This is a genomic window from Microcoleus sp. B9-D4 (genome assembly GCF_036705105.1).
Lineage (GTDB): Bacteria > Cyanobacteriota > Cyanobacteriia > Cyanobacteriales > Microcoleaceae > Microcoleus.
Genome location: NZ_JAUBTS010000020.1, coordinates 1 through 21,193, shown reverse-complemented (window position 1 = coordinate 21,193; position 21,193 = coordinate 1). Strand labels below are relative to the sequence as shown.

Genomic DNA, 21,193 nt, shown 5'->3' with positions numbered 1-21,193 from the left:
CGCGCAGATGTACAATAAGACGATCGCATTCCCCAACTCCCACCGTGATAGAGCGCTACACTTTGCCCGAAATGGGCAACATCTGGACTGAAACCGCCAAACTCAAAAGCTGGCTGCAAGTAGAAATCGCTGTCTGCGAAGCTCAAGCCGAACTCGGCTACATTCCCGCCGCCGCAGTCGAAGAAATCAAAGCTAAGGCTAATTTTGACCCGAAACGAGTCCTCGAAATTGAAGCCGAAGTCCGCCACGACATGATCGCATTCTTGACAAATGTCAACGAATATGTAGGCGATGCCGGCCGCTACATTCACCTCGGCTTAACCAGTTCCGATGTGCTCGATACCGCTTTGGCGCTGCAATTAGTCGCCAGCGTCAATATCTTGTTAGAACGTGTCGAAGAATTGAGTCAAGCTATTCGCTATCAGGCGCAACAGCATCGCAATACCGTGATGGTCGGCCGATCGCACGGAATTCACGCCGAACCCATCACCTTTGGCTTTAAACTAGCAGGATGGCTGGCAGAAGTCTTTCGCAACCGCGCCCGATTAGTGAATTTGCGATCGTCCATAGCAGTCGGCAAAATCTCCGGCGCAGTCGGAACCTATGCTAATATCGATCCGCGAATAGAAGCGATCGCCTGTCAAAACCTCGGACTCGAACCGGATACCGCATCGACTCAAGTAATTTCGCGCGATCGACACGCCGAATACGTGCAAACCTTAGCACTCTTAGCAGCATCGATCGAGCGTTTTGCAGTAGAAATCCGCAACCTGCAACGCACCGACGTTCTCGAAGTCGAAGAATTCTTTTCCAAAGGGCAAAAAGGCTCATCCGCCATGCCCCACAAACGCAACCCGATTCGATCGGAAAGACTGACAGGAATGGCGAGAATCGTCCGCGCCAACGCCGTCGCAGCCTTAGAAAACGTTGCACTTTGGCACGAACGAGACATCTCTCACAGTTCCGTAGAACGGATGATTTTGCCCGACAGTTCTACAGTAACTCACTTCATGTTAGTAGAAACCACAGACTTAGTAAAACACCTGCTAGTCTATCCCGAAAACATGAAGCAAAACATGAACCTTTACGGCGGAGTCATCTTCAGCCAGCGCGTGATGTTAGCCTTAGTAGAAAAAGGCACCAGTCGCGAAGACGCATACAAAATTGTGCAATCTTGTGCTCACGAAGCTTGGAACAAACCGGGCGGCAATTTCTACAATTTAATAGCTAAGGACGATCGGGTAACAGCTAAGATGACCACCAAAGAAATTGATGATTGTTTCGATCCGCAGTATCAATTGAGGCACTTAGATTTAGTGTATCAGCGCTTGGGAATTTGAGGAAAATTAACAATTAAATCAGATCGATCATTCTCGTGCTTGTCGGATAGTCGGACAGTCCCACAGTCGGACAGTCCGCCGGGGGTTGAAACCCCCGTCTCATAGCGAAAGTCGGTTAAAACCGACTGAAACACTCATAAAATAAAAGTTTTAGAGAAATATTTCAGTCCTCATAGCGAGGACTTTAGCTATGAGACAGGGGTTTCAACCCCTGTCGGTCTGGCGGGCTGGCAGACAAGACGAAAAACCCGAAAATCCCCCAAGATATGAATTGTGAAAACCCATATAAAACCTCAAATTAACAGAGTTATGAAAATTAGTAGATTTACAAGATATCTAATTGTATTCATCCTCGTATTACTATCTACAACCACCCTAAATTATACAAGATCGATTCGCGCCCAGGAGCCGCCACAAGTGCAAATTACCCAACCAGAACCAAACCCAGTAGTACCTGAAAGTATTTTCATGAGTCAACTTCCCAGTTCGGCGCGACTGGTTGACATCCGCAGCGTAAATCCCAACATTCGCCTCGATATCCGATACGCCACTACTAACAATTTCTTGAAACGAAAGCTTTACCCTATATCGAAATGCGCTTTGAGAAGTTCTGTTGCTCAAAAGTTAGCGCTAGTTCAAACAGATTTGGAAAAAATCGGATTGGGTTTGAAAGTTTACGATTGCTACAGGCCTTTCTCTGTGACTAAGCAAATGTGGCAAGCTTGGCCAGATCCGCGCTATGTTGCTAATCCTGCTAGGGGTTCGCGGCACAATCGCGGTGCTGCTATTGATTTGACTTTAGTCGATCGCACCGGCAAAGAATTGGAAATGCCAACACCTTACGATGATTTTACCGAAAAAGCTCACGGAGATTATCAAGGTGGCAGCGCGGAATCTCGGAAAAATCGTCAAGTGCTTAAGGAGGCGATGAAAAAACACGGATTTATCGGTATCACAACTGAATGGTGGCACTTTGATTCGGAAGATTGGCAGAAGTTTGCGATTCTTGATATCTCACTTTCCGAGATTCCTTAATTATACTATTTATTAAAAGTCGCAGATTCGGGTAGGACACGGCACGGCTCATTGGTGACAACTTAAGACTGAAACCCTTGATAAATATCTGTTTTACCTGAGTCTAGATCCCCCTAAATCCCCCTTAAGAAGGCTAGGGGTTGACTTTGAGAAGACTCTTGTCCCCCCCTTCGTAGGGGCGGTGCCCCCGTGCCCGCCCGCTCGCTAGGGGGGATCTGAGCTTAATACTCAAACACCAGTCTGTGATTGGGTTTGACGTTAAGTTGTCACGAATGGGCACTCCCGTGTCCTTACAGATATCAGGAAAATTATCGCAATTTAACCGAAAATTCGTATTCGTATCCCCGAAAATTAGAGTCTAATTGTAATGTGTAATTGCCTGTTACTGGGACTTTTCCAGTCCACTCTGTTTCATTGCCTTGATAAGGATCTCCTGCTAAAAGTTTGCCACGAGGAGTTATAATTTGCGGGAAAACATCTTTCCGACTCCTAACAGTCATTGTTTGACCTTTTCGGGCGCGAATCCGGTAAGAGTGGGTGCCGCCGCCGATAATTCGACCTTTAACAATTGCCTCATCTCCTCCCGGCCGAAAATTAATCTGCTGGGTGACGTTAGAACAACTGCTTTCGGTGCGGTTTTTGGCAATCCAACCGGGCGGATCGGTAATTCGCAGCCAACCGTTTTGTTCTTCGGCGACTGAAACAAAGGTATTATTTTTGAGTTTTCCTACTATGTTGCTGCCCCTTACTTGCGGGATCGATCGCACATTTAGCGGTGGATTCGGATCGCTGACTACAGCTTGGCTGATTTTACAACCCGAATTTGGCGGTGTGACAACGACTGGCTCAACTTTTGATCCAGGGATTCCTGCAACTACCGAGGATTGAAGTGCTGGTGTTTTGGCTGGTTGAGATTGAGATGGGGGAGATTGTGCTGCCTGGGTTTGTGCTTGCAGAGGTTCTGGTTGCGGAGATTCAGGGTTGTTCGTCGGCCCTGCAATCTGGTTTGTGGTGGATGTCGGTGATTCACCGAGGGGAGGATTGGATTGTTTCATCGCACCCGACTGTATAGTGGCAACAGCTACTCCCACCGCTGTTGCCAGTCCTGCTAAGCTTATTGTGATGATTTGACGCTTCGTAAATGACATAAAAAACCCTCTCTGTATCTATACTAATAATTTTTGTTTGGGAGTTGAGGCGATCGCCAGTTAATTTATAGTGGAAATACCTAGTGCGGGCCACAGGGTCATTCGATTTTAGATTTTAGATTTTGGATTTTGGATTGACTTGCGCGAGATAAATTCGGGGGCTGGAGGATTTTAGATTTGAGATTTTGGATTGATTCCACGGATAAATCACGTGGCGGGTACCACCTTTGAAATTCTTGGTCAGGATTTTTAGATAAAATTTCAGATCCATAATTGTCGCAATAATTTGAGTCAATATATACTGGACGCCTATACTGATGGTAATCTTGCTCTGGGTTATTTGCGCGAAAATTTGCGAAGGTAAGCGTTCAGCGCGAGGTACATAAAATGTCAAAATTGATTCCTCTGAGATTACAACCGCCTCGCGATCGATTGTTGGAGGAGGTGAAGCAGGAAGTCCAAGCAGGCCTCGCGCAGTCTTTGCACGCTGCTGTGCTGGCTAACCTCAGTCAAGACTCGTCGCCTGTTGGTGTTAACCGCTGTTGGGATGTGGAAGTGAAAGCGGGGAACCGTCCGAGTTTTCGGCTTCCTCCCAAAGCCAGCATTGCTAAAGTGTTCGATCGCACCGGTGGCAAATTGGTAATTTTGGGAGCGACGGGTGCAGGCAAAACTACGACGCTGCTAGAATTAGCTCGCGTGTTAATTTCCCGCGCCCAAAAAGATGCTAGTTTTCCAGTACCAGTGCTGTTTGAACTCGGATCGTGGAAAGCAGAATCCGGGGCGATCGCCGATTGGTTAATTGCTCAACTTCAGTTCAAATACGGCATCTCTCCTGCTGTCGGCAAAAAATGGCTGACCGAACAACAATTGCTGCCTCTCCTCGACGGCTTGGACGAAGTGGAAACCCACCGCCAAAATATCTGCATTCAAGCAATCAATCAGTTTGTTGAAAGCGAATTTAAGCCAAAACATTTAGTAGCTTGCAGCAGTTTTGAAGCTTACAAAAACTGCGATACTAGATTTCGCCTGCAAGCAGCGGTTTTATTGAAACCTTTAACAGAAACTAAAATTCAAAATTATCTGCTAGAAGCCAGAAGCCGCGAACTTTGGTACAGCATTGAGCATGAGCCGGAGTTGTTGAAATTGGCAAAAGTTCCCTTACTTCTAAGCATGATGGCTCTGGCTTACGACGATATTTTAATTGAAGCTTGGAAGCGCATAACTTCCGCAGAAGAACAGCGCAAATATCTGTTAACTGCCTATATTCGCCACCAAATCACCGGGCAAGTCAAGCAGTATCCCAGAGGTAAGGAACTGCGGCCGGAACAAATTCGCCACTGGCTGGGATGGTTGGCGAGAAGGATGGAACAGCAAGGAATTCAAGAATTTTACCTCGATCGCATACCCTCTAGCTGGCTTCAAACAGAGGAGCAGCGGCGCAAGTATCAGTTTGGAGTTAAGCTGGTTGGCGGGCTGATTTGGGTGATTTTGGGATTAATTGCCAGCCTAGTCTCCGGGTCGATTTGGGGAATAATTGCGGGTGCTGTTGCTGCGGTAATTAGTGCTTTGTTGCCGGGAATTCCGGGGATTGAAAGTTTTATATTGCGCCTGGTGCTGTGGTCGAACGGCTACATTCCTTGGGATTACAAGCGTTTTCTCGATGCTGCCACCGATCGCTTGTTGCTGCAAAAAACTGGCGATCGGCGTTATCGATTTATTCACGATTTACTGCAAAAACATTTTGCTGAAATTAGTCATTAGTAATTAGTTATTCGTTAGTTGTTATGTGGAGTTGCCAAATTAATGAGCTATTAAGTAAGCCTCGCTCAAAAAAACCGAATATCCCGAACCCCTACTTCTAGAGGAAGTCCGGGTTCTAAGAGAAGGTTAGTGGTATTTTTGCCATTTGAAATAGCTGGAGGGCAGTAAATTCTAATCCATCAAAAAGTGGATCTGTTAATAGGGTATCTCCCATATAAGTCTGCGGTGCTGCATCGGGGTAAAAAACTGTAATGCTTCTCGCCTTGCTATCTACTACCCAAACCCGCAAAACCTTAGCATCTAAATAATCTCTCGCTTTAGCAGCTAACTGACCGAAAGTTTGTTCGGGTGAAATAATTTCTATGACTAATTCGGGGGCTACAGGACAAGCTTCATCTTGATTCCAGTCGGGAGATAAGCGTTGGTAAGAAACATATAAAAGATCGGGTACTGGCACCCAGTCTCGCCCAAGTCTGGTTAATCTTACCGCCCATTCTACACCAATTTCTCCCCGTTCCTCACCCCACTGTTCGAGGATTTTTATTAGGCTTCTGGTGAGGCGAGAATGAAATTTTTTAGGTGACATCTTCGGTACTGCTTGCTCGTCAATAAGTTCGTAGGTAATATCGCCTTCTCCTTCGGGAAGAGTGAGAAACTCTTCCAGAGTGAGTTGAGTTTTTGTCTGGAGCATAATATTCCTCTGCTGTGGGCAGGCAAGTTAGTATTATTTTAACTTAAATATTAATTGACATAATACAAATGTTATGATAAAGATTGGCAAAATCTCAGGTTTTAACTGCCGAATTTGCGATCGACTCCTAGATCGACACCCCCAAAAGGTTAATATTCTAGTCTGACCCTCCTGCAATCATTGCTTAACCTCCTATGGCAGAAACCTTACTTTTCAACGCCCTCCGCGAGGCGTTAGACGAAGAAATGGCCCGCGACTCCGCCGTATTCGTACTCGGCGAAGACGTAGGCCAATACGGCGGTTCCTACAAAGTCACCAAAGACCTCTACAACAAATACGGCGAACTTAGAGTGCTCGACACCCCGATCGCCGAAAATAGCTTTACAGGCATGGCAGTAGGCGCAGCAATGACGGGGCTGCGGCCGGTCATCGAAGGCATGAACATGGGCTTTTTGCTGCTGGCCTTCAACCAAATTTCCAACAATGCCGGAATGCTGCGCTACACATCGGGCGGCAACTTCAAAATGCCAATGGTAATTCGTGGGCCCGGCGGTGTGGGCCGGCAACTCGGCGCCGAACACTCCCAGCGCTTAGAAGCATATTTCCAAGCAGTACCGGGTTTGAAAATAGTTGCCTGTTCGACTCCCTACAACGCCAAAGGACTCTTAAAATCAGCCATCCGCGACGATAACCCCGTTCTGTTTTTCGAGCACGTTCTTCTTTACAACCTCAAAGAAAATTTGCCAGAAACAGAATATTTAGTGCCACTGGACAAAGCAGAAATTGTGCGATCGGGCAAAGATGTCACCATCGTGACATATTCGAGGATGCGGCACCACGTCATGCAAGCCGTGCCCGCCCTGGTAAAAGAAGGTTACGATCCAGAAGTAATCGACCTAATTTCTCTCAAACCCCTGGACATGGAGACCATCGGCGCATCCATTCGCAAAACTCACAAAGTAATTATTGTAGAGGAGTGCATGAAAACAGGAGGCATCGGTGCCGAACTAATTGCCTCAATCAGCGATCGATTTTTTGACGAACTCGACGCACCAGTTTTGCGCCTGTCTTCACAAGATATTCCCACACCTTACAACGGCAATTTGGAAAGACTGACAATTGTCCAGCCCAATCAAATTGTCGAAGCAGTCCAAAAAATGGTAGCTTTGCGAGTATAAATAGTGATTAGTCAGTAGTCATTGGTTGACTGTTGACTGTTGACTGTTGACTGATGACTGTTGACTGATGACTGATGAGTGATGACTAAAATCTGCCAACCGCCAACTGCCAACTGCCAACTGCCAACTCACCAATGACTAATAATTAAATATGCAAAAACAACGTTCCCTATTAGCCCTAATTTTTGTTCTAATCATCGCCGCCATTACTGTAATAGTAACAATTCCGACGCGGCTGGGATTAGACTTGCAAGGAGGGTCGCAACTCACAATTCAAGTAAAAACTACCCCCACAATTCCCAAAATTGACCAGGGAATGTTAGAAGCAGTGCGGCGGATTGTCGAAAACCGCGTCAACGGTTTGGGTGTTTCCGAAGCATTAGTCCAAACAGTAGGAGAAGACCAAATTCTCGTGCAGTTGCCAGGAGTAAATGACCCGCAGCAAGCAGAACGAGTTTTGGGCGGCACGGCCAAGCTAGAATTTCTGGAACAACTGCCAGGAACAGAAGCACAATTAGCCATTGAAAGGCAGTTGCAGCAGGAATTGCTCGCCAAACAAGAAGAATTGAAAATTAGCCCGAATGAGGCAGCAATTAAAGAAAATCAGGCTGCTTTGAAAAGAAGCAATGAGGCGATCGCCAAACTCTTCAAAAGCAGCGGCCTCGGCGGCGAAAACCTCAAAGACGCTCAACCTCAACCCTTGGCTTCTGGGAACAACTGGAACGTTGCTCTTGTTTTCGATACCAAAGGAGGCGAACTCTTTGCCCAACTCACTAAAAATTTAGCAGGCACTGGACGCAGTATCGGTATTTTCCTAGACGACAGAATGATCAGTTCTCCAGTCGTCGGCGTTGAATTTGCCCAAACAGGAATTACTGGTGGAAGTGCCGTAATTCAAGGCAACTTTACAACGCAAGAAGCCAACGATTTAGCAGTGCAATTGCGGGGCGGCGCTTTGCCGGTACCGGTCGAAATTGTAGAAAACCGCACCATCGGCGCTAGCTTGGGTAAAGACAGCATTCAAAGCAGTATTAACGCAGGTATCGGCGGCTTAGTTTTAGTCTTGATTTTCATGGTTGCCTACTATCGACTCCCCGGCGTAATTGCCAATATTGCGCTGTTAATTTATGCTCTATTAACTTGGGCAGCTTTCGTGCTTTTGGGAGTGACATTAACGCTGCCGGGAATAGCTGGTTTTGTGCTCAGCATCGGGATGGCTGTGGATGCTAACGTGCTGATTTTTGAGCGCACGCGGGAAGAGTTGCGGGCGGGGAAATCGCTTTATCGATCGGTAGAATCTGGTTTTTACCGCGCTTTTTCCAGCATTTTAGACGGTAACGTCACAACAGTTATTGCTTGTGCTGCTTTGTTCTGGTTGGGCGCGGGTTTAGTTAAAGGGTTTGCTGTAACTCTGGCATTGGGGGTGGGAGTGAGTATGTTTACTGCGCTCACTTGCAGCCGCACTCTGCTGTTCGTAGTATTGAGCTTTCCAGCATTGCGGAAACCTCAGTGGTTCTGTCCCGATTTGTCGAAAACTGCTAATAGTTAACTGTTGACTGTTGACTGTTGACTGTTGACTGTTGACTGTTGACTGTTGACAGTTAACTTCTTCCTTCCTTCTTACATCCGTTACATCCGTTAAGCTGAGGCGCATCTAAATTTGACAATCAAATTCGAGCAAATTCTTGTGGGGTGGGCGTCCCGCCCGCCCAAAAATACAATTTAGATGCGTAACAGCTTACACAATCCGTTGCCGAACTTCCCTCTTCCTTCAAATTATGAAATTCAGTGTAATCAAACAACGATCGCTCTGGTGGAGTATTTCCGCCGCTATAATCCTCGCAGGTATAGTGTCGATGGCGATTTCTTGGACTCGTCCCGACATCCGCGCACCGCTGCGCCCCAGTTTGGACTTTATCGGCGGCACTCGGCTGCAATTTGAACTGGACTGCACGAAACCGGAAAATTGTAAACCCATCGATATTGCTGCTGTCCGTGAAGTCCTGGACACCCAAGGTTTAGGTGGCAGCAGCCTTCAAGTTATCGGCAAAGAACAGCGCGGTTTGTCACTGCGAACAAAAACTTTGGATGTCGAACAGCGGACTAATTTGCAAACAGCTTTGAGCGAAAAGATAGGCGCTTTTTCTCCTCAATCTACTCAAATTGATACGGTTGGGCCTACCCTCGGTAAACAATTATTTACTTCGGGATTGTTGGCTTTATTCCTTTCCTTTGCTGGAATTACGGTTTATCTAACGTTCCGCTTTCAGTTGGATTATGCCTTTTTTGCTTTCGTTGCTCTCTTCCACGACGTGTTGGTTACTCTTGGTGTTTTCTCGTTTTTGGGTTTAGTTCAAGGAGTGGAAGTTGACAGCTTATTTGTTGTCGCTCTCTTGACAATTATCGGTTTTTCTGTTAACGATACAGTGGTAATTTACGATCGCGTGCGCGAAGTAATTAAGCTAAATCCGGGACAGTCGATCGATCAAATTGTCGATGATGCTGTCATGCAGACCCTGGGAAGGTCAATTAACACGACGATGACCACGCTGCTGACATTGTTTTCAATCTTTTTGTTTGGCGGCGAAACCCTCAAATACTTTGCTTTAGCATTGATTGTCGGCTTTATTGCGGGTGCGTATTCGAGTATTTTCATTGCCAGTACGCTGCTAGCTTGGTGGCGCAGTCGCCCGGGCCAGTCTATTCCCGTCCCCGCAGAAGGAATCAACCAGTCAGAGGAAGTTTAATTGACTGTTGACGGTTAACTGGTGACGGTTAACTGTTGACGGTTAACTGTTGACTGACTAATAATAAATCATCAATAACCAATGACAAATGACAAATAACAAATAACAAATGACTACTGACCAAACTTTTGAAATTGAAGTCCAAAGGCTTCACAAACTAACAGTTTACGGCCGCTGGTTAACTGTGATATTGCTGTGGATTAGCATCGGTTCTTTGAGCATTTGGAGTTTGCGCCGCGAAATCGCTTTGTGGTTAGAACACTTCACTTGGGCGGCGGTGCGCTACGGTTTATCTTTTAATCGTTGGCCCACTCTCGGTTTGGGTTTGTGCTTGGGAATGACTTTAGCTGTTCTAACTTGGCAAAGTCGCAATATGGTGCGAGGATTGCCCCTGCGGGAAAAACAGGGTTTGGAACAACAAGTTCGCCGCATTCGCCAACAGGGGCCGAGTCATCCTTTGTGGAAGTGGGTTTGCAAAGGTTCACCGTAGCTGACGGGCTTTATTCTTTAGTCTCAAGCCAGAGGAACGAAAGTTTGACAAGAAGCGGTTTCAACCGCCGATTCCCTAACTTTTATTGCTTCTTCCATCTTCCATCTTCCATCTTCCATCTTCCTTCTTCCTTCTGTTGTATCACGCAAAGCGAGGCAAAATATGTGCTAGGGAAGACTGTTGAAGTGGAATTTCGATCGCAAATTCGGCTCCTTTTCCCGGTTCCGAAAAGCACTTCAATTCCCCGCCGTGTTGGTTGACAACAATTTCATAGCTAATCGACAGTCCCAAACCCGTTCCTTGGCCGACCGGCTTAGTAGTAAAGAAAGGGTCAAACAACCGCTTCCGAACATCTTCTGTCATCCCCGGGCCGTTGTCATAAATTTTAATTATTACCTTTTTTTTATCAATTAACTCCGTGCAAATCCGAATCGTAGGAATCAGGCGGGTAGAGTTAGAAAGTGATGATTGAGTCGTTGTATAAGACTGCTTTTGCTCGCATGATTGCGACTTTTTCTGGCTTTTTTTATCGATATTTTCGTATTTATTAGACTCAACAAGAGCGTAAATTGCATTAAGTAAAATATTCATAAATACCTGATTTAGCTGTCCGGGATAGCACTGCACCAGTGGCAAGTCGCTGTATTCTTTGTGAATTTCGATCGCCTCCTGCCCCGGTTTCCCTTTAAGCTGGCTTTGCAACAGCATAATCGTGTTGTTGATACCGTCGTGAATGTTGACCTGCTTCATTTCAGCTTCGTCTAATCTGCAAAAATTCCGCAGCGACAAAACGATGTCGCGCACTCTTTCTGCACCTTGCTGCATGGAATTTAAGACTCTTGGCAAGTCTTCTAGCAAATAATCGAGTTCGATTTTTTCAGCTTCCGCTGCAATTTCCGGTATGAATTCGGAACACTGCTGCCTGTAGATGTTGAGCATCTGCATTAAAGCTTGCGTGTATTCTTTAGCGTGGTGCAAATTGCTGTAGATAAAGCCGATAGGATTGTTGATTTCGTGAGCTACTCCTGCTACTAACTGCCCCAAAGAAGACATTTTCTCTGTTTGAATTAGTTGAGTTTGAGTGCGCTGAAGTTCCAGCAGTGCAAGTTCGAGCTGTTGGGCTTGATGTCTCAATTGCGCTTGCGACTCGCGCATCGCTACGGTTGATAACTCGTGAATTTGCAACTGAGAAAGCAGCAGTTGGTGTACGTCTAAAAGTTTGTAAGTTTCCGGTTCTACTTGTACTACAATTGGTTCGTGGATTAGTTCGGGCGATCGCTCCAAAGACTGCCGCACTGCTGTCATAATTGAGGTGTCGCGATCGAGAACCAACATATCAGTTTTAGTAAAGCGGTAGAGTATGAACAAAGGCTGTTGAGAAAATAACTCCAAGCTGTAGGGGCGGCTCATGTGTTCAAAATAACGCCGCCGCGAAATCATCCCTATAAACTTTCCTTGCTGAGTGATGATGATGCCGGGAACTAAAGGGTTTGCTTGAAAAATTTTAGCAACTTCGTCCCCCGGACACTCAGATTCTAGGAGAAAGTCGTACAGGGTTAATTCCTGTAGAGTCGATCGCAAACCAAGCGGCGATTTTAGGGGACTCAACCCGTCAGTTTCATACACTGCTCCCTCCTTTGGTAATTGGCAGTTGCGGTTGGCTGCTGGAGTCTTGCCTACTATTTAGAATGCCTTTTCAACTCTTTTTATAGCTTAGTTATCAACTTCCCTCTGCTCCCTCGAATCCAGTTAATTCAGCAGGATTATTTTTTGCCTTAAATCCTGCTGGTGTCCCCCGAAACGATATTGCAGGTTAGATTGATTTAACAGCAGACACCCCTTTGAAACCTGACTATGTATTGAATTTTATATATCCAAGATTTTACTAATCCGAATATAACAGTCATAACTATTTTTAATGTTTGATGACATTAATTTGGTTCAGATGGATAGACATCTGCGACCTGTGCCAGTACATTTGCTATTACCCCTTGCGTAAAATTATATTACAATAAGACAACAATAGCGACAAATCGGCTGCCGATCGCCCGATTGTAAAATTCAGGCAAAACTGGTTTCCGGCAATTGCCCATAAATCTCAATTGTCAGTTTTTTTGCACAAATGCCGATCGCACTCAACCCGAAGATTGTATTGTAGGTAGTCTTCCAGCCAGGGACAGCCGATTGCGAGCAATTTGTCAAGTTCGGCAGCTTATACTTTAGCCACATCGACACTCCAAAGCCTCACCGAGTAAATTTTTCCCGGCAGATGCTAAAGTTGTGCGATCGCAACTAAAACTCATGCTCCACACATCCGCTTGATGTTCCTTAAAAATTTGCAGAAAAGTACCGTCTGGCTGCCAATTTGATATTTAAATTCTCTCGCTGGAAAATCAGAGACGGAGAATCAAGAGGAAGCAGAAGGAAATAATTGTATTTTACCCGACTTTTCTCCAACCTCCACTTCACTTTGAGGAAGTTGGTTTGGTTGCGATAATCTTTCGATCATTATTACTTCTCCTCCCCCTTGATTTTAGGCAATTCTCATTAGAAACTCTAAGATGTTGATTTGAGGAACCTCCGGGGGTGGGGTTTGGTTGGGCGATCGCACTGAGCTAAATTGAAATGACTTTTGAGGAAAGTAAGCGACGGTTTCCATGTGCGGTTTCCCGAACGAGAGGTGGTAACTATATACACGGCGGGGCGATCGTACTTTCAGTACAATGTCAGTATTTCAACCTGTACACCTGTTGAGTCTGAGTCTCTGAGAGTGTGAAAGTCGCTCTCATCCTTTCCTTGTCTGGATTGGAAGTTTTTCAAGGGTTAGGCTGTGCGAGGGTTAGAAGCAGACAGTTAACTAAACGGCACAAGGGAAGTCGGCCGCTAACGCCCACTGAGGAAGGAGTTTAGACTCTCACCGTCAAATCTCAATAGAGAAAAGCACCATAGCACCCCCAGCAATATCACCCAAAAGAATGATTGATAGAAAAAAAGTTGCGTGTTATATTTTAATATAATTCTATACAAAAATACTTTTACCTAAAAGGAGAACAAAAAATGGACACACCTACAGATCGCGAACAAGAACCAGTCGGGACAAGAGAACTAGAATCAATACCTGTATCTGAAAAAGTTTCGTCCCAAAAAGTTACTGAGGTTAATTTTGAAACGACTCCTTTAGAAACCCCTGCTTATACTCAGGAAAAAGTTAGCGTCGAAGAGGTAAAAATTAACGGCGACGATTTGGTTGCTAAAGTTAAAGAATTGATTCACGAAGGAAATATCCGCCGCATCATTATCAAAAATGAAGAGGGACGGATCTTAGTAGAAGTTCCTTTGACAGTGGGAGTAGTCGGTGGAGTCATCGGTGCGGCATTGTTTCCCGTCATTGCAGCAGTGGGAGCGATAGGTGCATTAGTCGCTCACATGACCATCATCATTGAAAGAACAGAATAAAAAAAATTCAGTTGTTAGTAAGGCTCCTGTCCGGTTAATTTCCCGTAATCAAGCTTCTTGGTAGTGAGTACGACTATCCTCTCTTGATAGATGAGAAAAAAGTTGTCTTTATTACTAAAAACTTAATTGTGGTTATCTAACCGGACTTAAACACATTTCAAGCACAAACTGGCTTTATAAATATAGCAATCCTTGCAGGAGTCCTAATTTTTTTTACGACTCCTGCAAGGATTGCTATCTGCTTGCAGAGTAAGCATTATAAATAACTCATTTAGCCGATATTCTTTGTGGAAGTATGGCTAATTCTATGCCTTTGGGGACTTGGGAATCACTCTAAGGGTAGAGCCTGGTTAATACCTTAACAAGTTACATTGGATACAAATGAAGGAAAAACCAAAAGTTCTCTAAACTCCCTAAGCAGAAAGCTGTTAAGCATTTAAACTCATGAGCCAAACACCCAACGCTTACACCTGAATCTTGACAGTAAATCGAAATAAGTGATTTAAATGCTCAACAGCTTAGCTCAAGTTTTCCAACCAGAGCATCTCCTACAGACAAATATTTTTTGAATAGTGGTGGCGAAGATAATTATGAAACCTAACGAAGAAAATAGCTCTAGCCGTGAAATTCATCAAGAAGTTCACACAGATGCAACTAACGGTCACGTCAGTACAACGCGAACCACTACAAGTGTTCCGAGTACAACTGCGAAGGCTTCTAAAGAAGCAGCTCATCACCAAGGTTATGTACAGGGTGAAATGGCCGAAAATCACCGCCAAGTTGGAGTCCAAGAAGTCCGCGATAACGAGAATGCAGGTCGCGGGTTACTGTTAGGAATTCTTCTTACTTCTTTGGTAGGCTTAGTTCTCGGCAGTGTATATTACTTCAATCGGGGTGAGGAGGCTCCTACTCCTACTGCTGCTCCTGTGATTGTTGTACCGAAAGCGAATCAACCTTCAGCAACACCTGCTCCGACTCGGACTATAGAGAGAGAAAAAACGATCATTCAAAAGATTGTTCCCGTTCCGGTTCAAGCATCTCCAGCTCAAAAGGCTACGCCTGCTCCTCAACCAAGTCCAGCTCAACAGGCAACTCCGGCTCCTCAAGCAAATCCGTCTCCCAATATCAATATTACAATTCCAAATTCACAGCAGCAAGATGCACCCGCTCAGCAAGCAGCGCCGTCTCCATCTTCGCCGTCAAATAATACCAATACTACGGTTCCGACTCCGCAGAATGAGCCAGATTCCACTCCACAAACTCTAGCACCTGAGAGTTCAGCTACTCCATCTCCAACTCAAGGTGAGGGCGCTCCGGGAGCAGGTACGAGCGGCGACACTAATACCGAAAGCCGGAGCGAGTCTAATCCTACAGATACGGCTGTACCTGATAGCAACTCCGGCGCAGAGGGTGCGACTGGTTCACCGCAATAGAAGTTTGATGTCGAATTAGTTTGCCAGGGGTTCAAACCCCAGACTCATAGCTAAAGTCCTTTAAAGCTGATATCTGGCATCAGTCTCAAGAACAGGCTTTCCGGCCTGTTCCACAAAGAGTAGATTTTCTTGTGGAACAGGCCGGAAAGCCTGTTCCTAAAAGGCTAATTGAAAATGGTGCAACATATTAGTTAAAGAGGACTTTTTTTTAGGGTTTAAACTGAAATCTTGCACCATTATCAATAAGCCTGCTATAGGCGGGATCTCCTGCCCAAACCCTACTCCCCACCAGAAAACTCATTCTTTGTGAAACAGGCGCGAAAGGCTGTTAAGCGAGAATGGTGCAACATCTCAGACTAACTGGACATTGTGGCTGAACTCAAGAAACCTGGTTTCTGCGATGGAAAACGTTTTAAGATTGTGCCAACCTATCCTAAGAAACTGTTTGGTGAACTAATTTAACTTTCCCTAAAGCCGTCTTCCTGCTGTCAAAGAGTTTCATCACGCCGGAGGTGATGGTCTCGATGACATCGGGAGCGCAGTAAGAGAGAAACTCTTCCGAAGAAGTAGGATCTGCAAAAAACTCTTGAGCTTTCTTCAAAAAGTTTTCTGTTTCAGCAAAGCCGATAGATTTGATAATAAACGTAGAAACCGGGGAGTTTTTAATATCATAGCGCGATTCTTGATTGCGTCCTATTTCTAGCAGGTCTAACACTTCTCTTTGCAACTGACTTTCTAATGGGTAGGCGCTCTGTCTGTTGGGCAAGTAATCCTCCAAAACAGAGGTTTTAAATCCTGGTGTTCGCAATTCTCCCATCATAGTTGAAAGGGGAATATCGCGCCCCAAACGGTAGGAAAGAGCTTCTAAAATGGCGATGGTAATTAGCTTGACACCCAGATAAAGTTTAGCAACTTCGATATTTTTTCGAGTTCTGGCAATCAGGTTAGCGTAGGTTTCATCGTCCGGCTCTTGCATAAACTGCTGGAAAACCAGTTCTGGTTTGAGGAAGTTCAAAAATCCTTCCATTTTTTGCAGAGACCTGCGATATCCGGCAACAGTATAGGAATTAACATTGGTCAATTCGTGGTTGGTTTCTGGCATCAAATTCCAGGTATTGTCTAAGAAATTAGAGGAATTGCGAGAGGCAAAATTCTCGACATCTCTATTTGCTAACCTGACAGCACGCTTGACAAGTTCTACAATTTCTGCAGGGTTCCATCCCAAGTTAAAATCGCGATTTATACTTACCAAACGCTGGTACAAAAGTTCGATCGCGCTCAAACCTGTGGGCGAAACGGGACGAAAAGGGATAGTAGCTTCGATGCAAGCTGTTATCTCAGCGATCGTACTAGCTGGCAAAAAAGGCTCCAAAGATTTGGCAGCAATAACGGCACTCAAAAATTCGTTTTGGCCGCCAAACGGAGAGAGAGTCTTGCCGGGAATAAACCCAAATACTGAGGCCACTAGCTGATACATGGCATCGTCGGGCAGTTCGGTTTCATCTCTAATAACTAACTGCGATCGCACCTCTTTGACAAAAGGACAAAGGGCACTGCTAATATTGAAACTAACGCCCTGATCGACTTGCACGTACACGAGGTCGTGAAACAGTGCAGCCAGCACCTCGATCGGATCGACTGACCCCCCGACCTCAAAAATGTGTTCCGACGTGTGAAAGTAGCGCCAAGGCCCTCTCATCGTTTGAATAATTAGCTCAGCTATCTGCTCCAGCTTTGGAATGTCTACTCGACCTCCCAATTGCTCGATCGAGCTTACCAAGCAATCCAAGCACCGTTTTTGTTCTGCCAAAAGCTCCATTTACACACCTCCAGTGCATTCCCTGATTGTCTTGCGCTTGATTGCATGGTATCAAAACGCGCTGCGATCGTGCCATAATTCGTCACTCAAAAATTTCAAATTTTAGGGTGAAACAGAGAGAGGGGGGGAGGGAAAGAGGAAGAGGGAGGAAGAGCGAGGGAGAGCGAGGGAGAGAGAGCGAGAAATTAAATATTAAAAATTCTGCCGTGGTGGATCTTCGGGCCAATTGGGCGATCGGTATCATAAATTACAGTAAAAATGACAAAAACTGGGTAAAAACTTGCTGAATTTTTGAGGAAATTATGAGGGATTTTTGACAAAAGCTCTGGGTGGGTAGCATTGACACCAGCTTCAAGCTGCGGCGGTATAAATACTGCGTGTCGCCTCACAATAAGAGTCCTAGACGTGCTGATCAACTTCAGTTGATTAGCTTTCGGGCAGTTGGTCTAAAGCTTCCTCGATCGCCACTTTAACTGCTGCCTTGGTTTGCTGTCGCCTCCCCCAATCTAACACAAACAGAACTTACACAACTGTCACCAGTGATCCTGGCACCATGCAGCACAAAATCAGACAATAAACATGGGAACCTCCAGGTGTTTCAGTGGCTCAATTAAATAATTGGACAACATCAATCGAGCTTAAATACCCCTTAATCCCTTAGTCCCCCTCTGCTGGGACTTCGTATGTTTAGAAGCGATTTAAATCGCCGAATCAACTGTTAGATACCCAACTTCTTTAAGAAGTCCGCGATCGGGGTATTGTGTCTTTTGAGCCGTTGCTGACAAGCGAATTTCAAAGGTGGTACCCGCCACGTGATTTATCCGTGGAATCAATCCCAAATCTCAAATCGAAAATCCTCAAGAAAGAGCATTTATCCGTGGGGTCGCCTCTAAAATCTCAAATCTAAAATCTAAAATCGATTGACTTACTGCATCCGATCGATCGTCCGATACTGCACCGCCTCCGCCACATGATTCGTTTTCAAGCTTTCATCCCCCGACAAATCAGCAATAGTTCTAGCCACCTTCAAAATGCGATCGCTAGCCCTCGCCGACAGCCCCAACTTCCGAATCGCCATCTCCAATAAATTCCGAGAAGCCTCATCCAACTGACACCATTGGTTAATGTGACTGCTTTGCATCTGGGCATTACAGCGCAAACTAGATTCCGACTGAAAACGGCGAGTTGCGAGCTCTCGCGCCCGCTGCACCCTCACCCGCACCGGTTCCGACTCCTCGCCCGTCGGCTGTCGCGTAATTTCCTCGGGTTTCAAACGATTAACCGCCACTTGTAAATCAATCCGATCCATCAAAGGCCCCGAAAGTTTTGCCCAATATTGCTCCCTCTTTTGCGGCGAACAAGTACACTGTTGAATCGAATCGCCGTAATAACCACAAGCGCAAGGATTCGTACTTGCAACTAAAGTAAATTGAGCCGGAAACATCACCGATTGTCTAGTTCGAGAAATCGTCACATAACCATCTTCCAGCGGTTGCCGCAAAAACTCCAAAACATCTCTTTTAAACTCAGTTAATTCATCCAAAAAAAGAATGCCGCGGTGTGCTAAAGAAATTTCACCCGGACGCGGAAAACTGCCACCACCTACCAAAGAAGGCCCCGATGCTGAATGGTGAGGACTGCGAAAAGGTCGATCGCCCACCAAGCTGCCCCGATCCTTCAACAACCCAGCCACCGAATGAATTTGAGTTACATCCAAAGCTTCTTCAAAAGTCAGCGGCGGCAAAATACCCGGCAAACGCCTCGCTAACATAGTTTTACCGCTTCCAGGCGGCCCGACAAAAATTAAATTGTGTCCCCCCGCCGCCGCAATTTCCAAAGCCCGCCGCGCGTGAATTTGCCCCTTTACATCCTTTAAATCTAAACCGGGAAACCGCGTTTTTGCTAACTGTTCTAGACCGTTTACTTCTACGGGCGAATACACATTAGGATTGTTTAAAAAATCAGTAACTGCAAAAATATTCTCAAAACCATAGACAGATATTCCGTGTACCAAAGCCGCTTCTTGTGCATTAGCAGCCGGTACAATCAATCCTGAAATACCCATTTTGGCAGCAGCAGCGGCGATCGGCAAAACCCCAGCCACAGCCCGCAAACTCCCATCTAAAGAGAGTTCCCCTAAAAACAAATGATCTCCCAAAAGTTCAGCGCTGACTTGTTCCGATGCTGCTAAAATGCCAATGGCGATCGGCAAATCAAAACTCGGCCCCTCCTTCCGCAAATCCGCCGGAGTCAAATTAATCACAATACTCCGCATCGGAAAACCATATCCAGAATTTTTTAGCGTAGCCTTAACCCTTTCTTTAGCTTCTTGCACCGCAGAATCGGGCAATCCCACAACCACAATTTTCGGTAGCCCCCCTGACACATCAGCCTCAACACCCACCTTTACCGCGTCAATTCCAACGATCGATGCACTCCAAACCCTAGCAAGCATTTTTCTTTATCCTTAATTTGCCTGTCCTTGATTCATCATCTATTATGATTAACAATGACTAATGAATATCGGGAGAGGCAAGAAAAACTTTTCCTTGCCTCTTCTTTTTCTCCTCTTCCCTCTCTCCTGCTGGGTCTTCCCTCTTCCCTCTTCCCCTTCTCCCTTCCCACTTCCCACTTCCCCTTCTCCCTTGCCTCTTCCCACTTCCCACTTGGGCCTTCTTCCTTCTTCCTTCTTCCTTCTTCCTTCTTCCTTCTTCCTTCGTTAACACCCATGACAACTCAAGAAACGCTTTTCAGCAAAATCATCCGCAAAGAGATTCCCGCAGACATCGTTTATGAAGACGACTTGGCCCTCGCGTTCCGAGATATCCATCCGCAAGCACCCGTCCACATCCTCGTCATTCCCAAACAGCCTATTGCCAAATTAGCCGATGCCGAGTCGGGAGATCATGCTCTCATGGGGCACTTGCTGCTGACTGTCAAACGGGTAGCAGAACAACTCGGACTTAGCAACGGCTATCGCGTCGTCATTAATAGCGGCAGCGACGGCGGCCAAACTGTAGACCACATGCACCTTCACATTCTCGGCGGTCGGCAGATGAACTGGCCCCCAGGCTAAATCCTAATTTTTACGCCAAACTTGCGGACTCATCCTCAGAAACCCGGTTGATTTCTATTGCCCAGCGCTTCAGAAACCGGGTTTCTTTTTTCGTCAATAAACCCGGTTGATTGGAGATTATTGAGAATGCAGCCCGCACTAGAAACCCGGTTTTCACTATTCTCCAGATAAAAATTTTCCCTCGCAGAATCCACAGCGTATATGTGAATAAATATTAAAAATTCTCTACCCCAGACGTAATTAAGAGATATTTAAACAGAAAGAGAATCGACCTGAACAAAAATAATTTGCTAAAACTGCTGAACCCATCTACAGCTAATAGATTCAGTTCTTCAGGTCGCTATATTTTACCTGTTATGTGGGTAATATTGCTTTGTAAAAAACTACAAATATTTACCAAAAATCCAGTTTTTGTAAAAGTTTGTAAAATGTTGAAATTGTCAGCAGAAATCCCTTGGCAAACTTTAGGGAATGGTGTTACTAATATAAGCGTGGGGCATCCCCACAACGAACTTTGAAAATTCAATTAAGCCATCATAAACCAAATGACAACAACCGTACAGCGTCGCGAAAGCGGCAACGTTTGGGAACGCTTTTGTGAATGGGTCACAAGCACTGAAAACCGGATTTACATCGGTTGGTTCGGCGTCTTGATGATTCCCACCTTGCTGAGTGCCACCATCTGCTACATCATCGCCTTCATTGCTGCTCCTCCTGTGGACATCGACGGCATCCGCGAACCAGTTGCTGGTTCCTTGATGTACGGCAACAACATCATCACAGGTGCTGTTGTTCCTTCATCGAATGCTATAGGCTTGCACTTCTATCCCATCTGGGAAGCAGCTTCCCTCGATGAATGGTTGTACAACGGCGGCCCCTACCAATTGGTAGTATTTCACTTCCTGATTGGCATTTTCTGCTACATGGGTCGTGAATGGGAACTGTCCTACCGCTTAGGTATGCGTCCTTGGATCTGCGTCGCTTACTCTGCACCAGTTGCAGCAGCCACCGCAGTATTC

At 45.7% G+C, this 21,193-nt stretch carries 18 protein-coding genes and 1 pseudogene; 11 read left to right on the top strand and 8 right to left on the bottom strand.

The window, feature by feature from the left end; genetic code table 11:
- Positions 1 to 44: 44 nt before the first annotated feature.
- Together purB and QUB24_RS14340 are read left to right on the top strand one after the other, a co-directional pair.
- The gene (gene purB, locus QUB24_RS14345) at positions 45 to 1,340 is read left to right on the top strand and encodes an adenylosuccinate lyase (protein WP_333039418.1); all 1,296 of its coding nucleotides are present in this window, start codon (positions 45 to 47) and stop codon (positions 1,338 to 1,340) included.
- A 309-nt stretch (positions 1,341 to 1,649) separates the two neighbouring features.
- Positions 1,650 to 2,375 carry a M15 family metallopeptidase gene (locus QUB24_RS14340; protein WP_333153827.1) on the top strand — a complete coding sequence of 242 codons (726 nt, stop codon included), beginning with the start codon at positions 1,650 to 1,652 and terminating at the stop codon, positions 2,373 to 2,375.
- A gap of 308 nt (positions 2,376 to 2,683) precedes the next feature.
- Here QUB24_RS14340 and QUB24_RS14335 read toward each other — a convergent pair whose 3' ends face one another.
- Positions 2,684 to 3,523: an SH3 domain-containing protein gene (locus QUB24_RS14335; protein ID WP_333153826.1), complete on the bottom strand. Its 840-nt coding sequence runs from the start codon at positions 3,521 to 3,523 to the stop codon at positions 2,684 to 2,686.
- A gap of 387 nt (positions 3,524 to 3,910) precedes the next feature.
- Here QUB24_RS14335 and QUB24_RS14330 point away from each other — a divergent pair, with 387 nt between their 5' ends.
- Entirely contained in the window at positions 3,911 to 5,284 is a 1,374-nt protein-coding gene (locus tag QUB24_RS14330) for an NACHT domain-containing protein (protein WP_333153825.1), read from the top strand.
- A gap of 115 nt (positions 5,285 to 5,399) precedes the next feature.
- On the opposite strand, the gene QUB24_RS14325 is transcribed toward QUB24_RS14330, so the two are convergent.
- Complete coding sequence (locus tag QUB24_RS14325) at positions 5,400 to 5,975, bottom strand: Uma2 family endonuclease (RefSeq protein ID WP_333153824.1); 576 nt, start codon at positions 5,973 to 5,975, stop codon at positions 5,400 to 5,402.
- Between the two features lie 194 nt (positions 5,976 to 6,169).
- On the opposite strand from QUB24_RS14325, the gene QUB24_RS14320 reads away from it, so the two are divergent.
- From QUB24_RS14320 to QUB24_RS14305, 4 genes are all read left to right on the top strand, one after another.
- Positions 6,170 to 7,153: an alpha-ketoacid dehydrogenase subunit beta gene (locus tag QUB24_RS14320; protein WP_333109434.1), complete on the top strand. Its 984-nt coding sequence runs from the start codon at positions 6,170 to 6,172 to the stop codon at positions 7,151 to 7,153.
- A 151-nt stretch (positions 7,154 to 7,304) separates the two neighbouring features.
- Positions 7,305 to 8,702: a protein translocase subunit SecD gene (secD, locus tag QUB24_RS14315; RefSeq protein ID WP_333153823.1), complete on the top strand. Its 1,398-nt coding sequence runs from the start codon at positions 7,305 to 7,307 to the stop codon at positions 8,700 to 8,702.
- A gap of 229 nt (positions 8,703 to 8,931) precedes the next feature.
- Complete coding sequence (gene secF, locus QUB24_RS14310) at positions 8,932 to 9,900, top strand: protein translocase subunit SecF (protein ID WP_333153822.1); 969 nt, start codon at positions 8,932 to 8,934, stop codon at positions 9,898 to 9,900.
- Between the two features lie 109 nt (positions 9,901 to 10,009).
- Entirely contained in the window at positions 10,010 to 10,390 is a 381-nt protein-coding gene (locus tag QUB24_RS14305; RefSeq protein WP_333153821.1) for a hypothetical protein, read from the top strand.
- Positions 10,391 to 10,531: 141 nt separating this feature from the next.
- On the opposite strand, the gene QUB24_RS14300 is transcribed toward QUB24_RS14305, so the two are convergent.
- On the bottom strand, positions 10,532 to 12,016 hold the full coding sequence (locus QUB24_RS14300) for an ATP-binding protein (protein ID WP_333153820.1): 1,485 nt from the start codon (positions 12,014 to 12,016) through the stop codon (positions 10,532 to 10,534).
- 907 nt (positions 12,017 to 12,923) lie between these two features.
- Positions 12,924 to 13,049 (bottom strand): hypothetical protein, encoded by a 126-nt coding sequence (locus tag QUB24_RS14295; protein WP_333153819.1) that lies wholly within the window; start codon positions 13,047 to 13,049, stop codon positions 12,924 to 12,926.
- A gap of 398 nt (positions 13,050 to 13,447) precedes the next feature.
- Here QUB24_RS14295 and QUB24_RS14290 point away from each other — a divergent pair, with 398 nt between their 5' ends.
- A complete protein-coding gene (locus QUB24_RS14290; RefSeq protein WP_333153818.1) occupies positions 13,448 to 13,846 on the top strand; it encodes a DUF4342 domain-containing protein in 399 nt (132 codons plus the stop codon).
- A gap of 590 nt (positions 13,847 to 14,436) precedes the next feature.
- Positions 14,437 to 15,279: a hypothetical protein gene (locus tag QUB24_RS14285; RefSeq protein ID WP_333153817.1), complete on the top strand. Its 843-nt coding sequence runs from the start codon at positions 14,437 to 14,439 to the stop codon at positions 15,277 to 15,279.
- Between the two features lie 433 nt (positions 15,280 to 15,712).
- Here QUB24_RS14285 and QUB24_RS14280 read toward each other — a convergent pair whose 3' ends face one another.
- The 4 genes from QUB24_RS14280 to QUB24_RS14265 form a co-directional block, all read right to left on the bottom strand.
- A complete protein-coding gene (locus tag QUB24_RS14280) occupies positions 15,713 to 17,098 on the bottom strand; it encodes a hypothetical protein (RefSeq protein ID WP_333153816.1) in 1,386 nt (461 codons plus the stop codon).
- A 185-nt stretch (positions 17,099 to 17,283) separates the two neighbouring features.
- Positions 17,284 to 17,487 (bottom strand): hypothetical protein, encoded by a 204-nt coding sequence (locus QUB24_RS14275; RefSeq protein ID WP_333153815.1) that lies wholly within the window; start codon positions 17,485 to 17,487, stop codon positions 17,284 to 17,286.
- A gap of 536 nt (positions 17,488 to 18,023) precedes the next feature.
- Complete coding sequence (locus QUB24_RS14270) at positions 18,024 to 19,553, bottom strand: YifB family Mg chelatase-like AAA ATPase (RefSeq protein WP_333153814.1); 1,530 nt, start codon at positions 19,551 to 19,553, stop codon at positions 18,024 to 18,026.
- A 35-nt stretch (positions 19,554 to 19,588) separates the two neighbouring features.
- Positions 19,589 to 19,828: a hypothetical protein gene (locus QUB24_RS14265; RefSeq protein WP_333153813.1), complete on the bottom strand. Its 240-nt coding sequence runs from the start codon at positions 19,826 to 19,828 to the stop codon at positions 19,589 to 19,591.
- Between QUB24_RS14265 and QUB24_RS14260 the strand changes: the two genes are divergently transcribed.
- A complete protein-coding gene (locus QUB24_RS14260; protein ID WP_333153812.1) occupies positions 19,827 to 20,174 on the top strand; it encodes a histidine triad nucleotide-binding protein in 348 nt (115 codons plus the stop codon). The genes QUB24_RS14265 and QUB24_RS14260 overlap by 2 nt on opposite strands.
- Positions 20,175 to 20,719: 545 nt before the next feature.
- Positions 20,720 to 21,193 (top strand): annotated as a pseudogene (locus tag QUB24_RS14255) (photosystem II q(b) protein); the annotation flags it as partial.